Source organism: Clostridium sp. cel8 (assembly GCF_014050525.1).
Taxonomy (GTDB): domain Bacteria; phylum Bacillota; class Clostridia; order Clostridiales; family Clostridiaceae; genus Clostridium_B.
Window position 1 is genome coordinate 54232 of the sequence record NZ_JACGAG010000010.1, and the last position, 20704, is coordinate 74935.

The 20704-nt window shown below is 28.9% G+C and carries 20 protein-coding genes; 7 read left to right on the forward strand and 13 right to left on the reverse strand.

Annotated elements, in window-relative coordinates; all coding sequences use genetic code 11:
- Nucleotides 1–732 (reverse strand): lantibiotic immunity ABC transporter MutE/EpiE family permease subunit, encoded by a 732-nt coding sequence (locus tag H2684_RS09625; protein WP_182089193.1) that lies wholly within the window; start codon nucleotides 730–732, stop codon nucleotides 1–3.
- A 5-nt stretch (nucleotides 733–737) separates the two neighbouring features.
- Nucleotides 738–1439 carry a lantibiotic protection ABC transporter ATP-binding protein gene (locus H2684_RS09630; RefSeq protein WP_182089194.1) on the reverse strand — a complete coding sequence of 234 codons (702 nt, stop codon included), beginning with the start codon at nucleotides 1437–1439 and terminating at the stop codon, nucleotides 738–740.
- A 149-nt stretch (nucleotides 1440–1588) separates the two neighbouring features.
- Here H2684_RS09630 and H2684_RS09635 point away from each other — a divergent pair, with 149 nt between their 5' ends.
- Entirely contained in the window at nucleotides 1589–2326 is a 738-nt protein-coding gene (locus H2684_RS09635) for a sulfite exporter TauE/SafE family protein (protein ID WP_182089195.1), read from the forward strand.
- Between the two features lie 21 nt (nucleotides 2327–2347).
- Here the strand turns inward: H2684_RS09635 and H2684_RS09640 are convergent, their stop codons facing one another.
- From H2684_RS09640 to H2684_RS09665, 6 genes are all read right to left on the reverse strand, one after another.
- On the reverse strand, nucleotides 2348–2836 hold the full coding sequence (locus H2684_RS09640) for a GNAT family N-acetyltransferase (RefSeq protein WP_182089196.1): 489 nt from the start codon (nucleotides 2834–2836) through the stop codon (nucleotides 2348–2350).
- 130 nt (nucleotides 2837–2966) lie between these two features.
- Nucleotides 2967–3413, reverse strand: coding sequence for an OsmC family protein (locus H2684_RS09645; RefSeq protein ID WP_182089197.1), 447 nt, complete (start codon nucleotides 3411–3413; stop codon nucleotides 2967–2969).
- A gap of 106 nt (nucleotides 3414–3519) precedes the next feature.
- Entirely contained in the window at nucleotides 3520–3813 is a 294-nt protein-coding gene (locus H2684_RS09650; RefSeq protein WP_182089198.1) for a hypothetical protein, read from the reverse strand.
- Nucleotides 3814–3936: 123 nt separating this feature from the next.
- Entirely contained in the window at nucleotides 3937–4599 is a 663-nt protein-coding gene (locus H2684_RS09655) for a hypothetical protein (protein ID WP_182089199.1), read from the reverse strand.
- An 8-nt stretch (nucleotides 4600–4607) separates the two neighbouring features.
- Nucleotides 4608–7199, reverse strand: a complete 2592-nt coding sequence (locus tag H2684_RS09660) for a helicase-related protein (protein ID WP_182089200.1) — start codon at nucleotides 7197–7199, stop codon at nucleotides 4608–4610.
- A gap of 188 nt (nucleotides 7200–7387) precedes the next feature.
- Nucleotides 7388–8029, reverse strand: a complete 642-nt coding sequence (locus tag H2684_RS09665; RefSeq protein ID WP_182089201.1) for a hypothetical protein — start codon at nucleotides 8027–8029, stop codon at nucleotides 7388–7390.
- Nucleotides 8030–8330: 301 nt separating this feature from the next.
- On the opposite strand from H2684_RS09665, the gene H2684_RS09670 reads away from it, so the two are divergent.
- Both H2684_RS09670 and pfkB read left to right on the forward strand, forming a co-directional pair.
- Nucleotides 8331–9101, forward strand: a complete 771-nt coding sequence (locus H2684_RS09670) for a DeoR/GlpR family DNA-binding transcription regulator (RefSeq protein ID WP_182089202.1) — start codon at nucleotides 8331–8333, stop codon at nucleotides 9099–9101.
- Between the two features lie 2 nt (nucleotides 9102–9103).
- Nucleotides 9104–10042: a 1-phosphofructokinase gene (gene pfkB, locus H2684_RS09675; RefSeq protein ID WP_182089203.1), complete on the forward strand. Its 939-nt coding sequence runs from the start codon at nucleotides 9104–9106 to the stop codon at nucleotides 10040–10042.
- Between the two features lie 46 nt (nucleotides 10043–10088).
- On the opposite strand, the gene H2684_RS09680 is transcribed toward pfkB, so the two are convergent.
- A complete protein-coding gene (locus tag H2684_RS09680) occupies nucleotides 10089–11069 on the reverse strand; it encodes a Gfo/Idh/MocA family oxidoreductase (RefSeq protein WP_182089204.1) in 981 nt (326 codons plus the stop codon).
- 26 nt (nucleotides 11070–11095) lie between these two features.
- Complete coding sequence (locus tag H2684_RS09685; RefSeq protein ID WP_182089205.1) at nucleotides 11096–11962, reverse strand: sugar nucleotide-binding protein; 867 nt, start codon at nucleotides 11960–11962, stop codon at nucleotides 11096–11098.
- A gap of 263 nt (nucleotides 11963–12225) precedes the next feature.
- Here H2684_RS09685 and H2684_RS09690 point away from each other — a divergent pair, with 263 nt between their 5' ends.
- Genes H2684_RS09690 through H2684_RS09700 form a run of 3 tightly spaced genes read left to right on the forward strand, consistent with a single transcriptional unit; the run spans nucleotide 12226 to nucleotide 16170 of the window.
- Nucleotides 12226–13527, forward strand: a complete 1302-nt coding sequence (locus H2684_RS09690; RefSeq protein WP_182089206.1) for a cytosine permease — start codon at nucleotides 12226–12228, stop codon at nucleotides 13525–13527.
- An 8-nt stretch (nucleotides 13528–13535) separates the two neighbouring features.
- Nucleotides 13536–14624 (forward strand): DUF917 domain-containing protein, encoded by a 1089-nt coding sequence (locus tag H2684_RS09695; protein ID WP_182089207.1) that lies wholly within the window; start codon nucleotides 13536–13538, stop codon nucleotides 14622–14624.
- Nucleotide 14625: 1 nt separating this feature from the next.
- Nucleotides 14626–16170 carry a hydantoinase/oxoprolinase family protein gene (locus H2684_RS09700; protein ID WP_182089208.1) on the forward strand — a complete coding sequence of 515 codons (1545 nt, stop codon included), beginning with the start codon at nucleotides 14626–14628 and terminating at the stop codon, nucleotides 16168–16170.
- A gap of 98 nt (nucleotides 16171–16268) precedes the next feature.
- On the opposite strand, the gene H2684_RS09705 is transcribed toward H2684_RS09700, so the two are convergent.
- From H2684_RS09705 to H2684_RS09715, 3 genes are all read right to left on the reverse strand, one after another.
- Complete coding sequence (locus H2684_RS09705; RefSeq protein ID WP_182089209.1) at nucleotides 16269–16901, reverse strand: 4Fe-4S binding protein; 633 nt, start codon at nucleotides 16899–16901, stop codon at nucleotides 16269–16271.
- A 164-nt stretch (nucleotides 16902–17065) separates the two neighbouring features.
- Complete coding sequence (locus H2684_RS09710; protein ID WP_182089210.1) at nucleotides 17066–17599, reverse strand: GNAT family protein; 534 nt, start codon at nucleotides 17597–17599, stop codon at nucleotides 17066–17068.
- Nucleotides 17599–18390 (reverse strand): protein-ADP-ribose hydrolase, encoded by a 792-nt coding sequence (locus H2684_RS09715; protein WP_182089211.1) that lies wholly within the window; start codon nucleotides 18388–18390, stop codon nucleotides 17599–17601. The genes H2684_RS09710 and H2684_RS09715 overlap by 1 nt, the downstream gene beginning before the upstream one ends.
- 320 nt (nucleotides 18391–18710) lie before the next feature.
- Here H2684_RS09715 and H2684_RS09720 point away from each other — a divergent pair, with 320 nt between their 5' ends.
- Entirely contained in the window at nucleotides 18711–20663 is a 1953-nt protein-coding gene (locus H2684_RS09720; RefSeq protein WP_182089212.1) for an FAD-dependent oxidoreductase, read from the forward strand.
- Nucleotides 20664–20704: the final 41 nt, after the last annotated feature.

The following is a 20704-nucleotide window of genomic DNA, read 5'->3' on the forward strand; positions in this document are numbered from 1 at the left end:
CTATTTCACCTCCTGATTGCTAAACCAATATGATGTAATAAATGTAAGAATAAGGAATAATATAATTGATAAAACTACACCCGGGAAAATCACATTAGTATTTAAAAGTGGGCTATTTGCTTTCCCTAAAGTACCATTAGGCAAAATTCCAAGTATAGGTGCCATTAATCTTGATGTGAAACTGTAAGGACAAGCAATCCATATACCTTTATCCACTGTAAATAGGTTAAGAACAATACCAAATAAAGTATTTATAAATATAGTAGGTAAAATTCCTGCTTTCTTTGCAATAAAAAGACAAAGAGGAATCTGCCATATAGAAGTTATTGTAATAACAAACCCCGCTATTATAATCCTTGTGACAGGAATAGTATTTGTAATTGGGAAAATAACTCCTCCCGGTAAAATACCTAAAGAAAGTATTATGCAGGAGATAAAAATGAATTTCCCAATTAAAAGTATTTTTGACATCCAAACCTTTTTCAAATCAACATGTAAACACATTACTCCTGTATAATTAAGTTTTTTCTCCTCTTTTTGATGAACTAGAAAAGATAAAAGAGCAATATAGCCTGGCAAAATAATAGTGTACCACCAGTTAAATGCATTTATTTCATACCATATTGGAGATAACAAAGCAATTAACAAACTAATTAGCGGCATAATTACAACAAGTTTTTTTGTAAATGTGCGTTTCAATTTCAGATTTTCAGCTTTTATATAATTTATCATTTTACTCACCTACCTCTATGCTTTTTTACTACTTCCATAAAGAGATTTTCCAAGTTCTCTTCTGGATTTATCTTAGCTTCATATCCTAAAACTCCATTTGAAATAATTCCAATGTAATCAGCAATTTGCTCTACTTCAGATAGAATATGACTTGATAAAATAACCGTTATTCCCTGCTTTGGAAAAGAAGAAATAAGCTTTCGCAAATCTTGAATTCCTATGGGATCAAGGCCATTAGTAGGCTCGTCTAATATCAAAAGTTTAGGCTTATTTAAAAGTGCAATAGCAATTCCAAGTCTCTGTTTCATACCCATTGAAAACTCACTAGCTCTTTTTTTACCTGTATATTTTAAATCAACTATCTCAAGCACTTCATCAATACGCTTATCTGGAATACCTAACAATAGTGTCCTTACTTTTAAATTTTCTCTAGCTGTTAAATTTTCATATAGAGGTGGTGATTCAATAAGTGCTCCTATATAAGCTAAATCTTTTCTACTCCATTTATGACCACAAAATAAGATTTCTCCAGAGGTAGGTTTAAGTATACCTGTAATCATTTTTAGTGTAGTAGATTTTCCTGCACCATTTGGCCCCAGCAATCCATATACTGAATTTTCTTTAACAGAAAGAGAAATATTATTTACAGCTCTTTGCCTTTTAAACTTTTTACATAGGTTTTTTGTCTTTAAAATAAATTTTTCCATTTCCATCATCCTTTCTTTCAATTTAAGAATAATGGACAATTTTAAAGATTTTATAAGGATTCTAAAATATGATATAGGTTTATATTTAAAATAATAAATGCTATAATTATAAATTATACTAGAATTATATAAATAGGAGTCTTTTATTAATGGATATATATGTAGTAATACTTTCAACTTTAATAATATTTTTTGCAAGTTCTGTACAAGGTGCAATTGGTTTTGGTTATGCTTTAATAGCCGTTTCCCTATTGAGTTTTCTATTGCCTATGAAAATAATAGTTCCCGTAATTGTTATATCTAGCTTTATTAATAACATGATAGTTGCCTATTCAACTAAAAATTTTATTGATATAGGTAGAATATGGTTAATGATATTATTTGGAGCCTTGGGAATCCCTCTTGGAGTATATGCGTTAACTACTGTAAACCCTGAATTACTTAAACTTGTTGTTGGAACATTAATATTAATAAATTCTATATTTATGATAAAGGGATATAGCATTAAGTTTAAAAGAGCAAAACTTGCTTATAGTTCAGTAGGCTTTATAAGTGGCGTTTTAAATGGAAGTGTTTCCATAAGTGGCCCCCCTATTGCCTTATTTTTAAACAATGAGGGGTATAGCAAAGATGAATTTAGAGCTAGTTTTGCAGTATACGGATTTATTGAAAATATATTAACGATAATAACCCTTGGTTTTGATGGTTTGCTATCTAAATATATGTTTTCTGTACTTGCTATAAATATTATTCCTTTATTGCTAGGTTCTCTTTTAGGAATCTTTATTTCTAATAAAATATCAAATAGCCATTTTAAAAAAATAGTACTTTTTTTCCTTATAATTATAAGTGTTGTGATAATAATAAATTCACTAATGCCCAATTAACCACACTTAAATTATGTATATCTATAAATTTAAGGCCATATCATACCACTTGGCTCCACCATGTACAGAATTTGAAACTCCTTCACATTTATAACCAAACTTTTCATAAAAACCTATTAAATGAGCTTTACAAGTCAAAATGACTTTTTTGCGATTGCTCTTTTTAGCTTCATCTATAAAAGCATTCATCAAAATTTTAGAATAGCCCTTTCCCTGATAATCAGGATGTACATCTAATCCATAAATAGCTAAATTGCTACCTTTTTCATTATGGTATTCTTTCATGCTTTCAAACATAGGATCTATAATTTCATCTCTATTAGTTGCTGCACCATTTACAAAGCCTATTATTTCCTTTTCATTTTCTGCAACAATAAATCCTTCTTTAAAAGTTAAAATTCTCTCCTTTAAAACTTCTTTTTTTGCTGCTTCTTTTATTGGAAAACAAGCAGTTTCAATTTCAAATATACGATCTAAATCTAAAATAGTAGCTTTTCTAATACTGTACATTTTAAAAACTCCTTCTAAATACATATTATATTTTTGTTACTCTTTAAATTAATATAATCTACTGAGGTATTCTGGTCAAGTAAATTTAAAAGGATGTAGGCTATACTCTATTATAGCTCTACACCCTTTTTTAATTTTCCATTGTTACTTTGGCTTTATCTACTCTTACATTTTTGAGCAATGTCTGTAAAACAGGACATATCTTTTCTACATGTGAAACTAGCTCTTTAACCTTTTTTTCTGGAGAATCACTCTTTACATGAAAATTAAATCTAATATTTTTAAAGCCCTTCTCTACTTGAGGTTTTGATCCAGATAGACTATCTAAATCCAAATCCCCTTCAAGTTCCACCCACAAGTCTTTTAAATCAATTTTATAGTGTGATGCAAGAGAAATAGCTGTAATCGTTTGACATGCACCTAAACTACCTAACAATAATTCAACAGGATTCATTCCTGTATTGGAGCCACCTACTGACTCTGGTTGATCAACGTTTACTTTAAATCCTCTTGATTCAACCTCAACTGCTAGTCCTTCTTTTTTCTTTACTGTTGCTTTAAATGTTCCTATTGACATTCTAATCTCTCCTTTAAATTCTTTAATTTTTATATTAAATAATTAAAACAATTATTATATAATCTGCACTTTAAATTATTCTATGCAATGACGTAATTGAAACTACTTACTTTTTTAAATATGCTAAAAATTCCACACTACAAATAACTATGGACCAAAAGTTAACAACATAACTATTCTTATAAAATATACATATTAAATTTATTAGAAGTCCTATAACTAAACTTATAGCAAAAACATAATCATATACTGTTATTTTAGACTTGTCAAAAAACAATATATAAATTATTGCTCCACATGCTAATCCATTGAATTCTCCATTTAGTACAAAGCTTAATATTGATGTTAAAAGACATGCTACAAGTATTGATACAACTATCTTTTCATTTAATTCAATCATTTTTCTTTTCCCCCATATGGTTATATACTTATACAATATTCAGTCCAACTTATAAAAGTCTGACCATAACTCCCTTTTACTACTTGTACATTTTTTATTGAAAATTAATTTATTTTAATTTCTTTATTCAATATTTATATTACCAAGAAAATAATCTTCAATTGTTTTCCACTTACTATTGCTACCTTCTGTATTAATAATTTTATACATAACTTTGATTTCTTTTTGATCACGTTCTCTCATATCTTTGAGCAACTTATTTTTGTATTTAGGTTTATATAATTCCATAGGATGAAATATATGAATATTCACAGTTGGAAGTTTTCCACCTTTCAATTCAAATTTAGCTAAATTTAAAATTTCTAGCATATAGGCCAAATCCATTGTAATAGTTGTAAATTCAGAACTATGATTGTTTTTATTTAAAAATGGAGGTACAATATATTTCTCAAAATAATCATTTCCTTGAAATCTTTCTTTAAAACTTGTTATTAGTTGTTCTACTCTATCCGTAAAACCTGATACACATATTCTTTCACTACTTTCATCAAAATTTTGAGTATATATCTTTTTTATTACAATAAGCTTATATCCAATCCTACCAGGTTCATCACTATTATAAGATAATAAATTAAAAAGAATATGTTTAGTTTTTGAAAAAATATCTGCATTATAATTCTCCATATTTTCTTTAAGATAATCTTTTATTATATTCTCTGCTTTTTTCTTTGGTATATAACTCTTTTTAGCTTTAATTATTTTAAGAATTTCTCGAAGATTGTCCACATATTTTCTCAATATAGTAAGTGTTTCATCATATTTTTTAATAAAGTTATAGCTATTTTTACACGAGGACTTACCTCATATTTCTCATCAAATAATTCTCCATTAAAAAATTTGCGTTTAACATTTCTAAAACTTAAATCTTTTTGCTGATTTTCCCAATATTTATTCAAATCAAATGAAAAAATATCTCCAATATCACTTACCCTACATGGATTCCATCTATATGTTTTTTCAAATCTTTTATTTGATTCCTTACTAACAATATTATTATCAATATATTCTTTATACTTATATATAAAATCATTTTTCATTTCCTCTTTAACTGTACAATAATACAAACTATAATCATCTTTTGGATATACCTTTATAGCTCCTTTTAAATCTTTTTCTATTAAAAATAAACTTTGTCTTATCTTTTGTTCCGATGATTTTCTATCTTTCTCTGTAAAAGCAAATGCCAATGACTCAAGAGGTATATTTAATTCTCTACAGTGTCTGTTTTTTCTACTTTGATATCTATATTCTTGATTTATCTTATTGAGAATCATAGACAGCTGATAGTTGCTAGGTCTACTCATCCCTTTTAACTTTCTATAATATTGAAAATCCTTATCCATAAAATATGTATAGGCTATCCCATTTATATTTTTATTTCTTGCAGCTCTACCTATTTCTTGAACATAGTCACACACATTTCCCGTTAATGTGTGATGATATACTATTTTTATATCATCAATATCTACTCCCATACCAAAAGCTTTAGTAGCAATCATCACATTTATATCATTATTTTTAAATCTCTTCTCTGCTTCACTTCTCTCCTCAGGTTTTGTATCTCCAAGATATAATGAAACTTTTTCTTTTATATCTTTATCAAGAAGATTATATAATTTATAAGCATGAGATTTCCATAATGTATAGACAATTGCTTTTTTATTTTGCCTCACTAAAGATTTTATTTCTCTTAAGGTTATATCTTCTTTTTTTATTTGGTAGTCTTCATTTCCAGTACTAACTCTATTAATATTTATTTCTATATTATTCCTTTTAACATCACAAAAATATACCTTTCTTTCATCATTAAAATGCAGCAAAGTCATAATTTCATCAACAGTTCCAAGCTCCCCCTTATATACTGCCGTAGCTGTAAGAGCTAGTATAGGAAAATTCTTACTTTCTTTCTTTTTCAACCTTTCTATATAATCTCCTAAATAACCATAATCTGTTCTAAATTCTTTACCCCAGTTACTTACACAATGAGCTTCATCTACTACTACAAGACCTAATTCTCTTTCTTTTAGTATTTCTGACATATTATAACTTACTTGAAGAAATTCAGGAGATACATATACTAAAGAATATCGTTTTTGTTTTATTCCTCTCAAAACTTCTTCTCTTTCATCAAAACTTAACTCTGAGTTAATATATGCAGCAAATTTTATTCCCATATCATTTCTTAGATGATATATTTGATCCTTCATAAGAGATATTAATGGAGAAATTACAAGTACCATATCTTTATTTTCTTCAAGTATAATTGAAGGTAATTGATACAAAAGAGATTTTCCAGACCCCGTTGATGCAATAAAAAATATATCGCTCCATTGTTTTTTATTTTTACATCTATAAATTTGATTCATTATGTATTTCAAGATTTTCTCTTGAGATATATCAACCAATTTTTCATTATTATCAAAATCATATATTTTATAGTTTCTAAATTTTTCACTTTTCCAATACTTTTTAAGATATGGCATAAAATCTATATTATACTCTTCTTCTATATCACTACAATCCACAAATTTAAAAGTTGTTTGACTATAGATATTTCTCCATAAATTAAACATATTTTTATGTTTTTTTATAAAATCTGCCTCACCAATTATAACAACACAATGTGGCTTTTCTTTTTCTATATATTCTAAAAATCTATTGTCTTCATAAGCAGTAAAAAATTCATCACATTTAATATTATAATCTTTTATTTGAGATAAATACACTATTGAATTATCATTATTTATTTTCTCAATATCTTCTTTGGACACATTTATACTACCTGCATGTTGTGCAAATATATTTTTTATTTCATAATTTAAATTAGAAACAATATTTTCATCTAAGTAATCATATACAAGACTTTCACCATTTAAAAACGTTTTAATTCTACAATCATATATACTATTAATTAATGAAATTTCATCATCTTGAAACTCTTTCTTTTTTAACTTATTTATGACATAGGATTCATTAAAACTAAAATGTTTATATCTTATAAAATTATCTTCTAATATAATGATCTTATTTTTAATAGTTGAAATATTAATAAAATCTGATAACATAATTAATTGTTCATAACACAAAAACACATTCTTACTCTTACATTTAATCAAAAGAAAAGGAAAATTTTCTTGGGTATACTCATATATATCATATAAACATTCTGGCTTTTCTTCTGGGTAAAACACAAAAATGTTTTTATCTTCTTTCAACTCATCACATATAGTATATAAATCATCAAAATCAGATGACTTATATGCATAAATATTAGTTTCATTATTATCTGAAAATACTTTTAATACATTGTTTACCCTTTCTCTCATTATTACAATTTTCATCTCCTTATTATTACAATTATAAATATAATTTAAACATTATGTTATTTATTCTACATTATTCTAATATTTCCTCTAAAATTTCAACAAATTAAAATAATTATATTATTACAAAAGGATCCATGCCTTTAATCTAGACATGAATCCTCATACACATTGCTAAATACTATAAGTAATTAGGCAGTATAATTCAAGCTGCTATCGCTGCTATCTTCAAAATTATAGCCGTAATTTTGGTTTTGCTGATATGCATTAACAAGTGATGCCATCTGCATTTGTGTTATTTGACTTCCATCTGATATATCATTTATATCAGTACTCGTAGCTGAACTTAAGCTTTTGAAGTTTCCCATAACTTCAAGATCATTCATATAGTCATTTGAATCATCATCACTTAATGAGTAAGTATCATCGTCTGAAGAACTAAGCTCTTTAATAGTTTCAGCATCAAAACCAAACCCATTAATAGTATCTGCTAAAGATGAGCTTTCATCTATACCAGCCTCAGCAATTGCTTCTGTTATAGAAGTTGCATCATCTTCTGTCAATGATGAACTGTCATATTGCTCAAGGATTGATTTTATTATATCCTCTTGAGATGAAGTTAATTTTTCAGAAGATTGTTTTGGTGGAGGTCCACCTTTACCACTTTTCCCAGCTTTTTTCATACCTCCATTTTTAGGACGTGGAGGCCTATTGCCCTGAACCTTTTTTGTTTCTGTAGTGTCTTCACTTGCTTCAATATTATTGGTGTTACTAGAAGCATATTGTTGCCAAACACCTGGATCAACAGCACTTTGTCCAATTGAACTTACCATATTCATTTTCTCCTTTCTAAAATTTTCGTATAATTACATAAAAATAAATCATCATTAGTTTTTATGTAATACATACTAAATTTTACTATTGAAACCTTAAATTAACCTTAAAATGCCCATTTTATAAAATAATCAATCAAAAAACATCACAATCAATTATAATCATTCAAAATTACATTGACACAACAAATTAAATAGATTATAATTAAGTAAATCAATCATTAACATTTAAAAAAAACTTTTTATAATGATTGTTTTTGAGAGATTCATCTAAAATAATTAAAATGAGAGTGATAATTATATGTTTGCAGAAGAACGGCAAAAAAAAATATCACAATTGTTAAAAGAACAAAGTAGTTTAAAAGTAACTACATTAACAAAACTATTTAATGTTTCTGAATCCACTATAAGAAGAGATTTGCAAGAAATGGATAAAAAAGGACTTTTGACTAGAACTCATGGAGGAGCAGTTAGTCTACAAAGTACTAGTTTTGAACCTTCTTTTAAAGAAAAAGAAATAGAAGGCCAAAATGAAAAAGTTATTATAGGAAAAATTGCAGCTTCAATGATAAAAGATGGAGATACAATTTTACTAGACTCAGGAACTACAACTTTACAAATAGCAAAGCATATAACTGCACATAAAGTCACAGTTATAACAAATTCTATAGATATATCAGCTATTTTATCAAATAGTGAAAATATAGATCTTATTGTTACTGGTGGAAGCATGCGATTTACTACAAGAGCTATGGTTGGTCCTATAACTGAAAGTATATTAAAAAACTTTAGAGTTGACAAAGCTTTTATTGGAGCTAATGGCATATCCATAAAAGAAGGTATAACAACTCCTAATTTTATAGAAGCTCAAACCAAAAAAGTTATGATGAATGTGTCAAATAAAGTTATTGTGGTAGCAGATAGCTCTAAATTTAATAAAGTGTGTTTTTCCATTATAAGTCCTTTAAAATCTGTATCTTCTATTATAACAAGTGGAGATTTAAATGAAGAAACTTTAAAAGAATTTGAATATGCCGGTGTTGAAATAATATATGATAATAAGGAGGAATAAATGTGGTAATAACAGTAACTTTGAATCCCGCTCTAGATAGAACTATTACATTAAAAGGCTTAAATGTAGGAAATGTGAATAGAGCAATTACTACAAGAGAAGATATTGGTGGAAAGGGAATAAATGTTTCAAAAGTTTTAAAAAACTTTAATATAAATTCTTTATGCACAGGCTTTTTAGGTGGTAAACTCAAGAATATATTTGTGCAAGAGTTAGAAAAGAAAAAAATAACTAATGAATTCATATATATTAAGGATGAAACAAGAATAAATACTAAAATAGTAGATAGTTTAAATAATACAAATACAGATATAAATGAACCAGGCCCATACATCAGTGAAAAAGAACTTGAAACATTTATAGATAAATTTAAATCTATATGCAAAAAAGGAGATATTGTAGTTCTATCAGGTGGAATTAGTCCATCATTACCAGATGATATTTATTTACAACTAACCAAAATAGCAAAATCAAAAGAAGCATTAGTAATTATGGATGCAGATGGAAATCTTTTAAAACAAGGTATAAAAGCTTGTCCTGACATTATTAAACCTAATAATCACGAACTTAAAAAATTATTAAATCTTAATGATACATCTGAAGAAAGCATTATAAATGCAGCTAAAGAACTAAATAGCCATGGAATATCAAAAATTATGGTTTCACTTGGAGAAAAAGGTGGATTATTTGTAACAAAAAATGGTGTATATAAATGCCCTGCTCTCAAAGTTCCTGTAAAAAGTACTGTAGGAGCTGGAGATTCAATGGTATCAGCTATAGTATACAGTTTATTAAACAATTATAATGATGAAAAAACTTTAAAATTTGCAACAGCTTGTGGTGCAGCTTCTGTATCCCTTGAGGGCACACAAGCTTGCACACTAGAGCAGGTAAATAAATTATTAATAAACACTAAATGTGAAATTAAGGAAGTATTTTAATAATTCCAAATTGAGATATAAAAATATGAGCTGTCACATTAAAGAATTAATGCGACAGCTCTTTTAGTTTTTTAGTTCTTATTGAGTCCATAATTTCCATAATTTCAATGGAATCTTTCCAGCTCATTATATCACTATAAAGTTTACCATTGTTTATACACTTTACCACTTCTCTAATTTGATATTCAAAACCCGTGATATCAAAATTTATGTGAATTTTTTTCTCTTTCCCATCCTTAAATATATATGCAGTATCTGCACTTGAAAATCTTGGTACACAAATTCTTCCTTTTGTTCCTATAATATTAGCTTCTCTAATTGTATTTAGATTGATAGCTCCATAAAGCTGTGCCTGCTTTCCATCTTTATATCCTAAATTAATTGATACACATTCATCTACTCCTGTTTTGCCTATGTAAAGATTACTTGATATAAATTCAGGTTTATTTCCAAAAATAAACGCACTATAAGACACATCATAAATTCCCACATCTAATAGGGCTCCTCCCCCTAATTTCTTATCAAATAATCTACCTGGAGAATTAATTTGTGCACTAAACCCAAAATCTGCTTGAAGTAAACGGACATCTCCTATTTCCCCTTCATCAATCAATTGTTTTACCTTTTGATTTATAGGTAAAAATCTAGTTTTCATTGCTTCCATAAAAAATTTTTTATTCTTTTCTGCTACATCAATTACTTCTTTAACTTCATCTGCAGTTACAGTAACAGGTTTTTCGCATAATACTGATTTCCCATTTTCTAAACACAAAATCGAAATATCTTTATGTAATGAATTTGGTACAGCAATATATACTGCATCTAGAGTTTCATCTTGAGCTAGCTCTTTATAATTTCCATAACATTTTTCAGCTATAACACCATACTTTCCTCCAAAATTCTCTGCCTTAGTTTTATCTCTTGATGCTACTGCTGAAAGTTCTACTGAATCCATAGCTTTTACAGTTTTAGCAAACTTATTTGCAATATTTCCTAATCCAATAATTCCCCATTTTATTTTTTTCATACTTTCTCCTCCTCATGCCAAAGCTATTAAACTTGAAACAAAAAATCTTCTACACATTTACACACCGCTTCCTCAGTATCAGTAAAACATATACCTTTATTCTTAAGTTTACTATTGGATATTCTTAAATCTTTATTTAATGTTTTATATCTTTCAACATCTTTTATTAAAATCTCTTCAATTCTATCTTTTAATCCCATTTTTTCAAGAACTACTTTAGCAACATCATATGTGCTTAAATTATTTTCACTTCCTACATTATAAATACCATATGGTAACTTTAATATTTTATCAAAATTTTTTATAACATCATATACATAAGTTATTCCTCTATATTCATTTGGAGAAAATTTTATTGGCTGGTTTTTCAAAGCTGATTTTACTATATTCCAAATTATATTTGAATTTATCTTCTTGTGTTTCTCAGAAAAACTAAAAAGCCATGTAAACCTTAAAATTATAGCATCTGGTACTACTCCAAGTATATCATTTTCAGCTTGCATTTTATGATTTCCATATACAGTATTAGGGATAGCTATACATTCTTCATTATATGGCCCTGGGTCAACATTTCCATTATATACTTGATCTGAACTTAAATATATTAATTTAGTTTTTGTTTTTGAGCATCCCTTGGCAACATTACTTGATCCTTTCACATTTATTTCAAAAGACATATCTGGATTTCTTTCGCAGAAACCCGTATCTGATAAAGCAGCTGTATGTACTAAATAATTAGGACTATATTTTAATATAGTTTCAATAGTTTTCTTTTCATCGGTTATATCTAGCTCATTATGACTTAATCCAATAATATTATATTTATTTTTATAACATTCAATAAATCTTGAAGCAAAAAATCCATCTTTTCCTGTAACTAATATTGTATCCACTTTTATACCATTCCTTTACAATTATTATACATTTAAAAATTTTCATTGTCTAAAAAGGCCATATATATTTTATTACATTATAAATTAAACATATCAGACAAATTAAATCATATTTTCTTTTTCCAACACCATATCAACAAGTATATCATATTTTCCCATTAACTATTATTTCTTACCCGTATATTCTTTTCTTAAATTAGATATTAACATAGTTTTTAGTAAAATGTTATATTAAAACAATAATGAATAAATAGGAGGAAAAAATGAATAATTATGAATTAGAGAAAGTTCCAAAAAAAGATAGAAGAAATTGGCTTACTATGTTTTCCGTATTAATAGCAATAGGAGTTGACCTATCATCAATTATGCTTGGAAAAGAAATATCTTCTGGAATGTCAATGGAAAGTGCTATTTTCTCAGTAATCATAGGTTCCTTTATTGTAGCTATATTATGTACAGTATGTGCATTAGTAGGTTCAGGAACTCACTTATCAACAGCAATGATAACTAAATATGTATTTGGAAAAAAAGGAGCAAAAATATTTTCATTAGTTATTGGATTATCCCTGCTTGGTTGGTTTGGAGTACAGGTTGGATTTTTTGCACAAAATGCACAGACAATATTATTGGACATGTTTAATATAAATATAAGCACTGGAATATTGAGTTTAATCGGCGGTATTTTAATGATGACTACTGCTGTATTCGGATATAGAGCTATCGAAAAGCTCAGTGTATTATCAGTTCCATTCTTACTTGCAATAATTCTTTTTACATTATATCAAGCAGTTACAAAGTATACTTATAGCAACAGTTTAGTTGAAAACACAATGTCTAGTGCAAGTGCAACTTCTTTAGTTATAAGCATTTTTATAGTAGGAGCAACAACCACACCTGACATAAGCAGATGGGCAAAAAGCAAAATGGATGCTATAATATCAACATTCTTTGGAATATTAATAGGAAATAGTTTTATGATAGTAATAGCTATTGTACTTACAAGTTACATGAATAACAGTGATATAATGAAAATTTTTATTATACTTGGATTAGGTATTCCAGGAATATTAACTCTTACATTAGCACAATGGACAACCAATACAACAAATTTATATTCAGCATCATTAGGTATATCACTAATATTCAGTAAAATGTCAAAAAGGAATTTAACTATTATTCTAGGCCTAATAGCTACCTCTCTCGCTGTCTTTGGAATATACGATAATTTTATTACATTTTTAAATATATTAGCCATAATAATAGCACCAATTGGTGGAATTTATTCCGCTGAATACTTTGTTATCAAAGAGAAATTCAAAATGATAGAAGAGAATAAAGAAGCAAACAGCATTGTAATAAGATCTATGATAGCATGGGGCATAGGAATATTAATTACTTACCTAACTACAGGGAATCAACAGGGAGCTTATATAACACTAACAGGTATACCTCCTCTTGACGGATTTATTGCAGGATTTATAGTGCAAGTTATTATAAGTTTTGTTTTTAAATCCATAAAATCTGAAAAAATAGATAAGCATAAAGTTAATGGGAAGGCGGTTTAATATAGTATATGAGATATTTAAGTGAAAGCGATATTGATAAAATTGCCATTGGGGCAGCTGTACTTGGAACTGGAGGCGGCGGTGACCCATATATTGGCAAACTCGTAGCCAAAGAGGCAATTAGAAAGTACGGTAAAGTAAAGCTTATTTCATTAGATGAATTAGATGATAGTTCATTAGTAATTCCTTTATCTAGTATGGGAGCTCCTACAGTAAGCATAGAAAAAATTCCATCTGAAATTGAGTTTACTGCACCTTTGGAAAAATTAGAAGAAGTAATACACAAAAAAGTTGACGTTATTATGCCTATAGAGATTGGAGGAATAAATTCACTTTATCCAGTTATTGCTTCAGCTAAAAAAGGAATACCTATACTTGATGCAGATACAATGGGAAGAGCATTTCCTGAAGCACAGATGGTAACATTTTATTTAGAAGGATACAAGTCATCTCCCATTACAATGGGTGATGAAAAGGGAAACAGCATAATAGTATATCCAACCAATACCTTTGAAGCAGAAAGAATATGTAGATCCATTACTGTAGAAATGGGAGGAAGCTCTTCCATATGTGATTACAACTTATCAGGGAAAGAAGTGAAAAAGGCAGCAATTAAAGGTACTTTGACTTTAGCTGAAAATATAGGAGAAATATTATTAAACAGCAAAGGAAATGGAGCATCTGCAATCAGTAAAATATTAAAGCTTTTAAATGGTTATAAGCTTTTTGATGGGAAAATAACAAACATTAGTAGAAATTTAGATGGAGGGTTTACAAGAGGAAAAGCAATATTCAATGGAATAAAGGATAATTCTGGAGAGCAATATACTATTTATTTTCAAAATGAACACCTCATCGCAAAACATGATGACAAACTTCTCTGCTGTACTCCTGATTTAATTTCAGTTCTAGACTTTGAAACAGGCATGCCTATTACTACAGAAAGAATTAGATATGGTGAGAGAGTTACAGTTGTAGCATTTCCATGTAATGAAAAATGGAGAACGGAAAAAGGACTAAAAACTGTAGGCCCTAAATATTTTGGATATAATGACATAGAGTATAAAGCAGTAGAAGAACTACAAGGGGGTAAATAATATGTATCGTATAGGTATAGATGTTGGTGGGACAAATACCGATGCAGCAATTTTAGATGAAAATATGAATGTTATTCATGCATTAAAAGAACCTACAACAAAAGATGTTGAAAGCGGTATTTTCAACGCATTAAAAAGAGTCGTTCATGAAAGTAGAATTGATTGTTCTAAAATACAGTATGCTGTAGTTGGAACAACTCATTGTACAAACGCAATTGTTGAAAGAAAAAGATTGAATAAAATAGGATACATAAGAATATGTAAGCCTTCCACAACAGCTATTCCCCCATTTGCAGACTGGCCACAGGATCTTGTAGATGAAATTAATGTACATTCAGAAATGATAAGTGGAGGCTATGAATTTGACGGTAGGAAAATATCAAATTTAAACAAAGAAGAAGTAAAAAACTTCTGTGAAGTAGTAAAAGGAAAAGTTACAAGCATTGCTGTATGTGGAGTATTCTCACCTGTTAATAAAGAACAAGAGGAACAGGTAGCTGACTGGATTAGAGAATATCTTGGAAATATACATATTTCTCTGTCTAATGAAATAGGAAGCATTGGCATACTTGAAAGAGAAAATGCTACTATATTAAATTCAGCACTAGTAACAACAGGACAGATGGTGGTAAATGGATTCAAAAAATCACTAGAAACTATGGATATAAACTGCCCTATTTACTTCAGTCAAAATGATGGAACACTTATGAACCTTGAGTATACATTGAAATATCCTATCTTTACAATAGGATGTGGACCTACAAATTCTATAAGAGGAGCAGCATTTTTATCTGGCATTAAAGATGCCCTAGTCCTAGATGTAGGTGGAACAACAAGTGATTTTGGTGTACTTTCTAATGGATTTCCAAGGCAATCTTCCCTTCCAGCATCTATAGGCGGAGTACGCACTAACTTCAGAATGCCTGATATATTGTCCATAGGCCTAGGCGGAGGAACTAGAGTAAGAAATAATGATGATGAAATTACAGTGGGACCAGACAGCGTTGGCTATGAATTAAATACAGAATCACTGATTTTTGGTGGTAAAAAGCTTACTTTATCAGATATTGTAACAAAGCTTGGAAAAGCTTTTGAAGATAAAAAGGATAAAGTAAAAAATTTAAGCAGTGAAGTATGTGAAAAAGTATATGAAATAATAAAGGATAAATTAGAGGACGGAATAGATCTAATGAAAACAAGTTCAGAAAAAGTTCCTTTAATATTAGTTGGAGGCGGAAGTATTATAGTCCCAGAGAAATTAAACGGAGTAAGTGAGATTATAAGACCTAAATATTACGGAGCTGCTAATGCAATTGGTGCTGCATTAGGACAAGTTAGTGGAAGTGTGGAAAAAGTTTATAAATTAGACAGCATTTCAAGAAAAGATGCTATAAATGACGCTGCTGAAATAGCAAAAAAAAGAGCTTCCCTAGCTGGAGCAGATGAAAAAACTTTGGAAATACTAACAATAGAAGACGTTCCACTATCATATTTACCAGGAAATGCTGTATTAATTAAAATAAAAGTGGTTGGTGATTTAAAATAAATTCAAGGAATATATCTATACTATCTCAAATTATTTTTATTTGAGATAGTATAGATATACTTCCGCAAAATATATTTTATTTATTTTCTCCCTATTTTCTAATAATTTATCGCATCTTTAGGACATGAATTTACACATGATCCACACTGAATACAATCAGGATGATCTAAAATATTTCCTTTATAATTATATGGAGCTATTCCCATAGGACATTTTTTCTCGCATATTTTACATGATACACAGCTAGATGATACTTTTAATACTTTATTGCTTTTCTTGATTTTTGAAATGCCTGAAGCTATGCTACCCATAGGACAAAAATTACACCATGTTCTTCTATTATAGGAAAAAGATAATAAAATACCCACTACTGTAGTAATAACAATCATTTTATAAAATACCATTCCTATACCAGCTAAATTACCCCAATTTTTATAAACTCCACTTCCAAACATATAAAACATAAATATAATAACAGCTATTCTAAAATAAACTGACTTGATAAACTTAGAAACTTTTTTATTATTGCTAAATTTAGATACTACATTGTCATAAAAACTACCTCTAGGGCATATATTCCCGCACCAAAATCTTCTTTTACCAAACAAAGCAAAAATTATTGGACCAGCCATACAAACAACGACAGCTAAAGCTATTCTCATATCAAACAATCCTGCTATTAAAAATAAAAACATTACCACATAACCATATCGTTTCCACAATTTTAACATTTTACAAATCTCCTTCATTTTTAATTATGATTGATAATAAAATATACTCACAATATACCCCTATGGGGTATATTGTGAGTATAGTATGTTTTCTTTATTTTGTCAATAGAACATTTTACACTAAATAACTATGTATTACTCTAGACAATCTGGAATTTCATATTTTAATCAATTAATAATCCCATCAATAAAGAGTCATAAAACTTACCATTAATTAAGAAATCTCTTTTTACTATTCCTTCTTCTAAAAATCCAAGCTTTTTATATAATTTAATGCCTGGTGTGTTATCAGTTCTTACTCTTAAATTAATTTTTCTAATTATCCCTGAATCTTTGCTCCAATTAATTAAATACTTTATAAGTTCTTCACCTATACCATTTCCCCAATATTCTTTAAGCACACTTACTCCAAATTCGCCAACATGGGCAGTTCTTTCTCTCATACCTCCTGAAAAATTTAAATTTCCAACTATCTTACCTTGAATTTCTGCTACAATAAATAAAGCATTTTCCTTTTTTAAAGTATTCTCAATAAATATTTCTTCTTCATAAACACTTCCTCCAAACTCACCTTTACCAAATGTCAAAAAATCAGATTCTCCACCTATGATATTTAAATAATCTATTAATGCTTTACTATCTAACTTATTTGCTCTTCTAATTATTACTTTTTTATCCTTAATATATATCTCTTTCATTAAATACAACCCCCTATTGTTTTGAGTAATTTTTTGTAGATTTCATAATCGTATTCTTTAAAAACATTAAATACCACATCAATTCTACTACCAGTAGCTTTCTTAAATTTTCTTACAGTTTGTACTGCAATTTCTGCTGCCCTCTTATTTGGAAAATGAAACTCTCCTGTTGAGATACAACAAAACGCAATGCTATGAAGCCCATTTTTATTCGCCAATTCAAGACAGGAACGATAGCAAGAAGCAAGTAAATTTTCATCATCTTTTCTAAGCTTTCCATTAACAACAGGTCCTACAGTATGAATGATGTATTTACATGGCAAGTTGTATGCTTTCGTTATTTTGGCTTTTCCGGTAGGTTCCTCATGTTGTTGTATTTTCATTATCTCTGCACATTCTAATCTTAACTGTACCCCACTATATGTATGAATGACATTGTCAATACATCCATGACATGGATAATAACATCCTGTCATACCACTATTTGCAGCATTAACAATTCCATCAATTTTCAATGTTGTAATATCGCCTTTCCACAGATAGATCTCATTTTGAAGTGGAGTAAGACTTTTATAATCTGTAACGTCCTTACTTTTTAATTCCTCTTGAAGATACTCATCTTGTATCTTAATAAATTCATAGGATATTTTTTTAGGCATTCTTACATTCATAAGAGAACGTAACAATCGTTTTTGATCATCAATATTTGACGGAATTATAATATCAGAGTACCTACTATCCTCTTTTAAAAGATAGTCTATTAAAAATAATCTTCTTTCATTTTGATTCATATAATCATCCCCATTTCTTTATAATATGTTCAAGACAAACTTAAATATATATAACCCATGTAATTTTCATTATTAGAATAAAACATATCATAGTTTCTTTGCAGTGTAAATAACTACATTTATAGTAAATTCTCAAGAAAGGTACTACAAATCTTAATTGTAATTTCAACAATTTTTTTGTGTTTTATTGTAACGTTTAAATACAATATAATTTATATATAATATATGTCAAAAAAATAACAATTTATTTTAAAAAATGTTAAATTAAAAGATTTAAAATACAAAATTTTTTTAAATAATATAAAAAAGGAGATGTAAAAATGCGAAAATTTAATAACTACCCAAATATATTTAAGCCATTACAAGTTGGTAATATGACAATTAAAAATCGTATCACATTTTCTCCTCTTGTTTCCTGTCATGCAGATGCAGATGGAAGAGTTACAACAGAGCTTGTTGATTTCTTAGGTGCCCAAGCAAGGACAGGTGCCTCAGTTGTAACAATTGGAGCAACTGCAATTGATGCTGAAAAAGGAGAAGATTTCTTAGGTGCCTTGTCTATTACAAGAGATAAAGATATTATGGGGCTTTCAAGACTTGCAGAAGAAGTACACAGATATGGTTGCAAACTATCAGTAGAGCTTAATCATGCAGGACGTGCTGCACTTCCAGATTTGCTTGTAGGGGATGCTTTAGCACCATCAAGTATACCACTTCCAGGGAAAAGTAAATATGTAAAAGAACTAAATCAAAGAGAAATTGATGATATTATAAATAAATTTGCTGACTGTGCGTACAGATGTATGGTAGCAGGATTTGATATGGTAATGCTACATGGTGCCCATGGAAATCTTATTGCCCAATTTCTTTCACCTCTAACCAATAAACGTACTGACTGGTATGGAGGTAGCCTTGAAAATCGTATGAGATTTCCACTAGAAGTACTAAAAGCGATAAGAGCAAAATGCGGAAATAAGCTTGCAATAGATTTCCGTATTAGTGCCGATGAATGTGCACCTGGTGGTATGAAAATCGATGAAGTGATTAAATTTTTAAAAGTAGCTCAAAAATATTTAGATATGGTTCATGTTTCAAGAGGATTAATTGTAGACTTAAACTACGCAAAGTATACATTGCCAACTTATTTGTCTGAGCATTGTGTAAATGCTGAAAATGCCGCTAAGATAAAGGCTTCTCTTGATATACCAGTATGTGTAGTAGGTGGTATTACTACTCTTGAAGAAGCAGAAGAAATTTTAGAAAAAGGACAAGCTGATGTCATTGCCATGGCTCGTGCACTTTTAGTAGATGGTGAAACTGTAACCAAAGGTTATAGAGGTCAAAGTGATAAAATTAGGCCATGTATACGTTGCTATAATTGCCTAAAATCAATTTTTCCAGGTTGGCAAGTTCGCTGCAGTCTAAATCCAGTTGTAGGTCGTGAAACAAAATATAGGACAATCCAAAAATCAGATATAAAGAAAAATGTTATGATTGTTGGTGGTGGAGTTGCAGGAATGATGGCTGCTGAAACTGCTGTAAAACGTGGACATAATGTTACTATTTATGAAAAATCAAATCGTCTTGGCGGGCTACTTCATGAGGCTAGCGTACTACCATTTAAGAAGGATTTAAAGCGATATCTTGATTGGCAAGTAAAAAATATTGAAAATTGTGGTGCCAAAATTGTTTTAAATACAGAAGTAACTCCAGAACTAGTTGAACAGGTAAATCCTGATGCACTTGTTATTTGTACAGGATCTACACCAATAGTTCCACCAATTGATGGAATTGATGGAGAAAATGTAATTTCAGTATTTGATGCTGATAAAGGCAATGTAGAAATAGGAGACGAAGTTGTTATATGTGGTGGCGGACTTTCTGGATGCGAAAGTGCATTAGCCTTAGCACAAAAAGGAAAAAAGGTAACAATTGTTGATATGTTACCAGTTGAATCATTATGCAGTGAAATGTTTATGGTTAGTAAAATAGAATTATTTGATTTATTACATGAACATAATGTTAAATTAATTGGCAATGTTAAAGTTGATAAAATCAATGAAAATGGCGTTGAAATAATTGATAGAAATTGGAAAAAAACTCTAGTAAAGGCTGATACAGTGGTAATTGCACTAGGTATGAAACCTACTATTGAAACAGTAAATAAATTGAGCTCAATAATTCCTGAAACATATGTTGTTGGCGATTGTTCAACTGTTAAGGATATTCATAATGCTGTACATTCAGCTTTCAATATTGCAGTAGAAATATAAACAAATTGAAGTAACCAAGAATATTCTAAATTCTTGGTTAC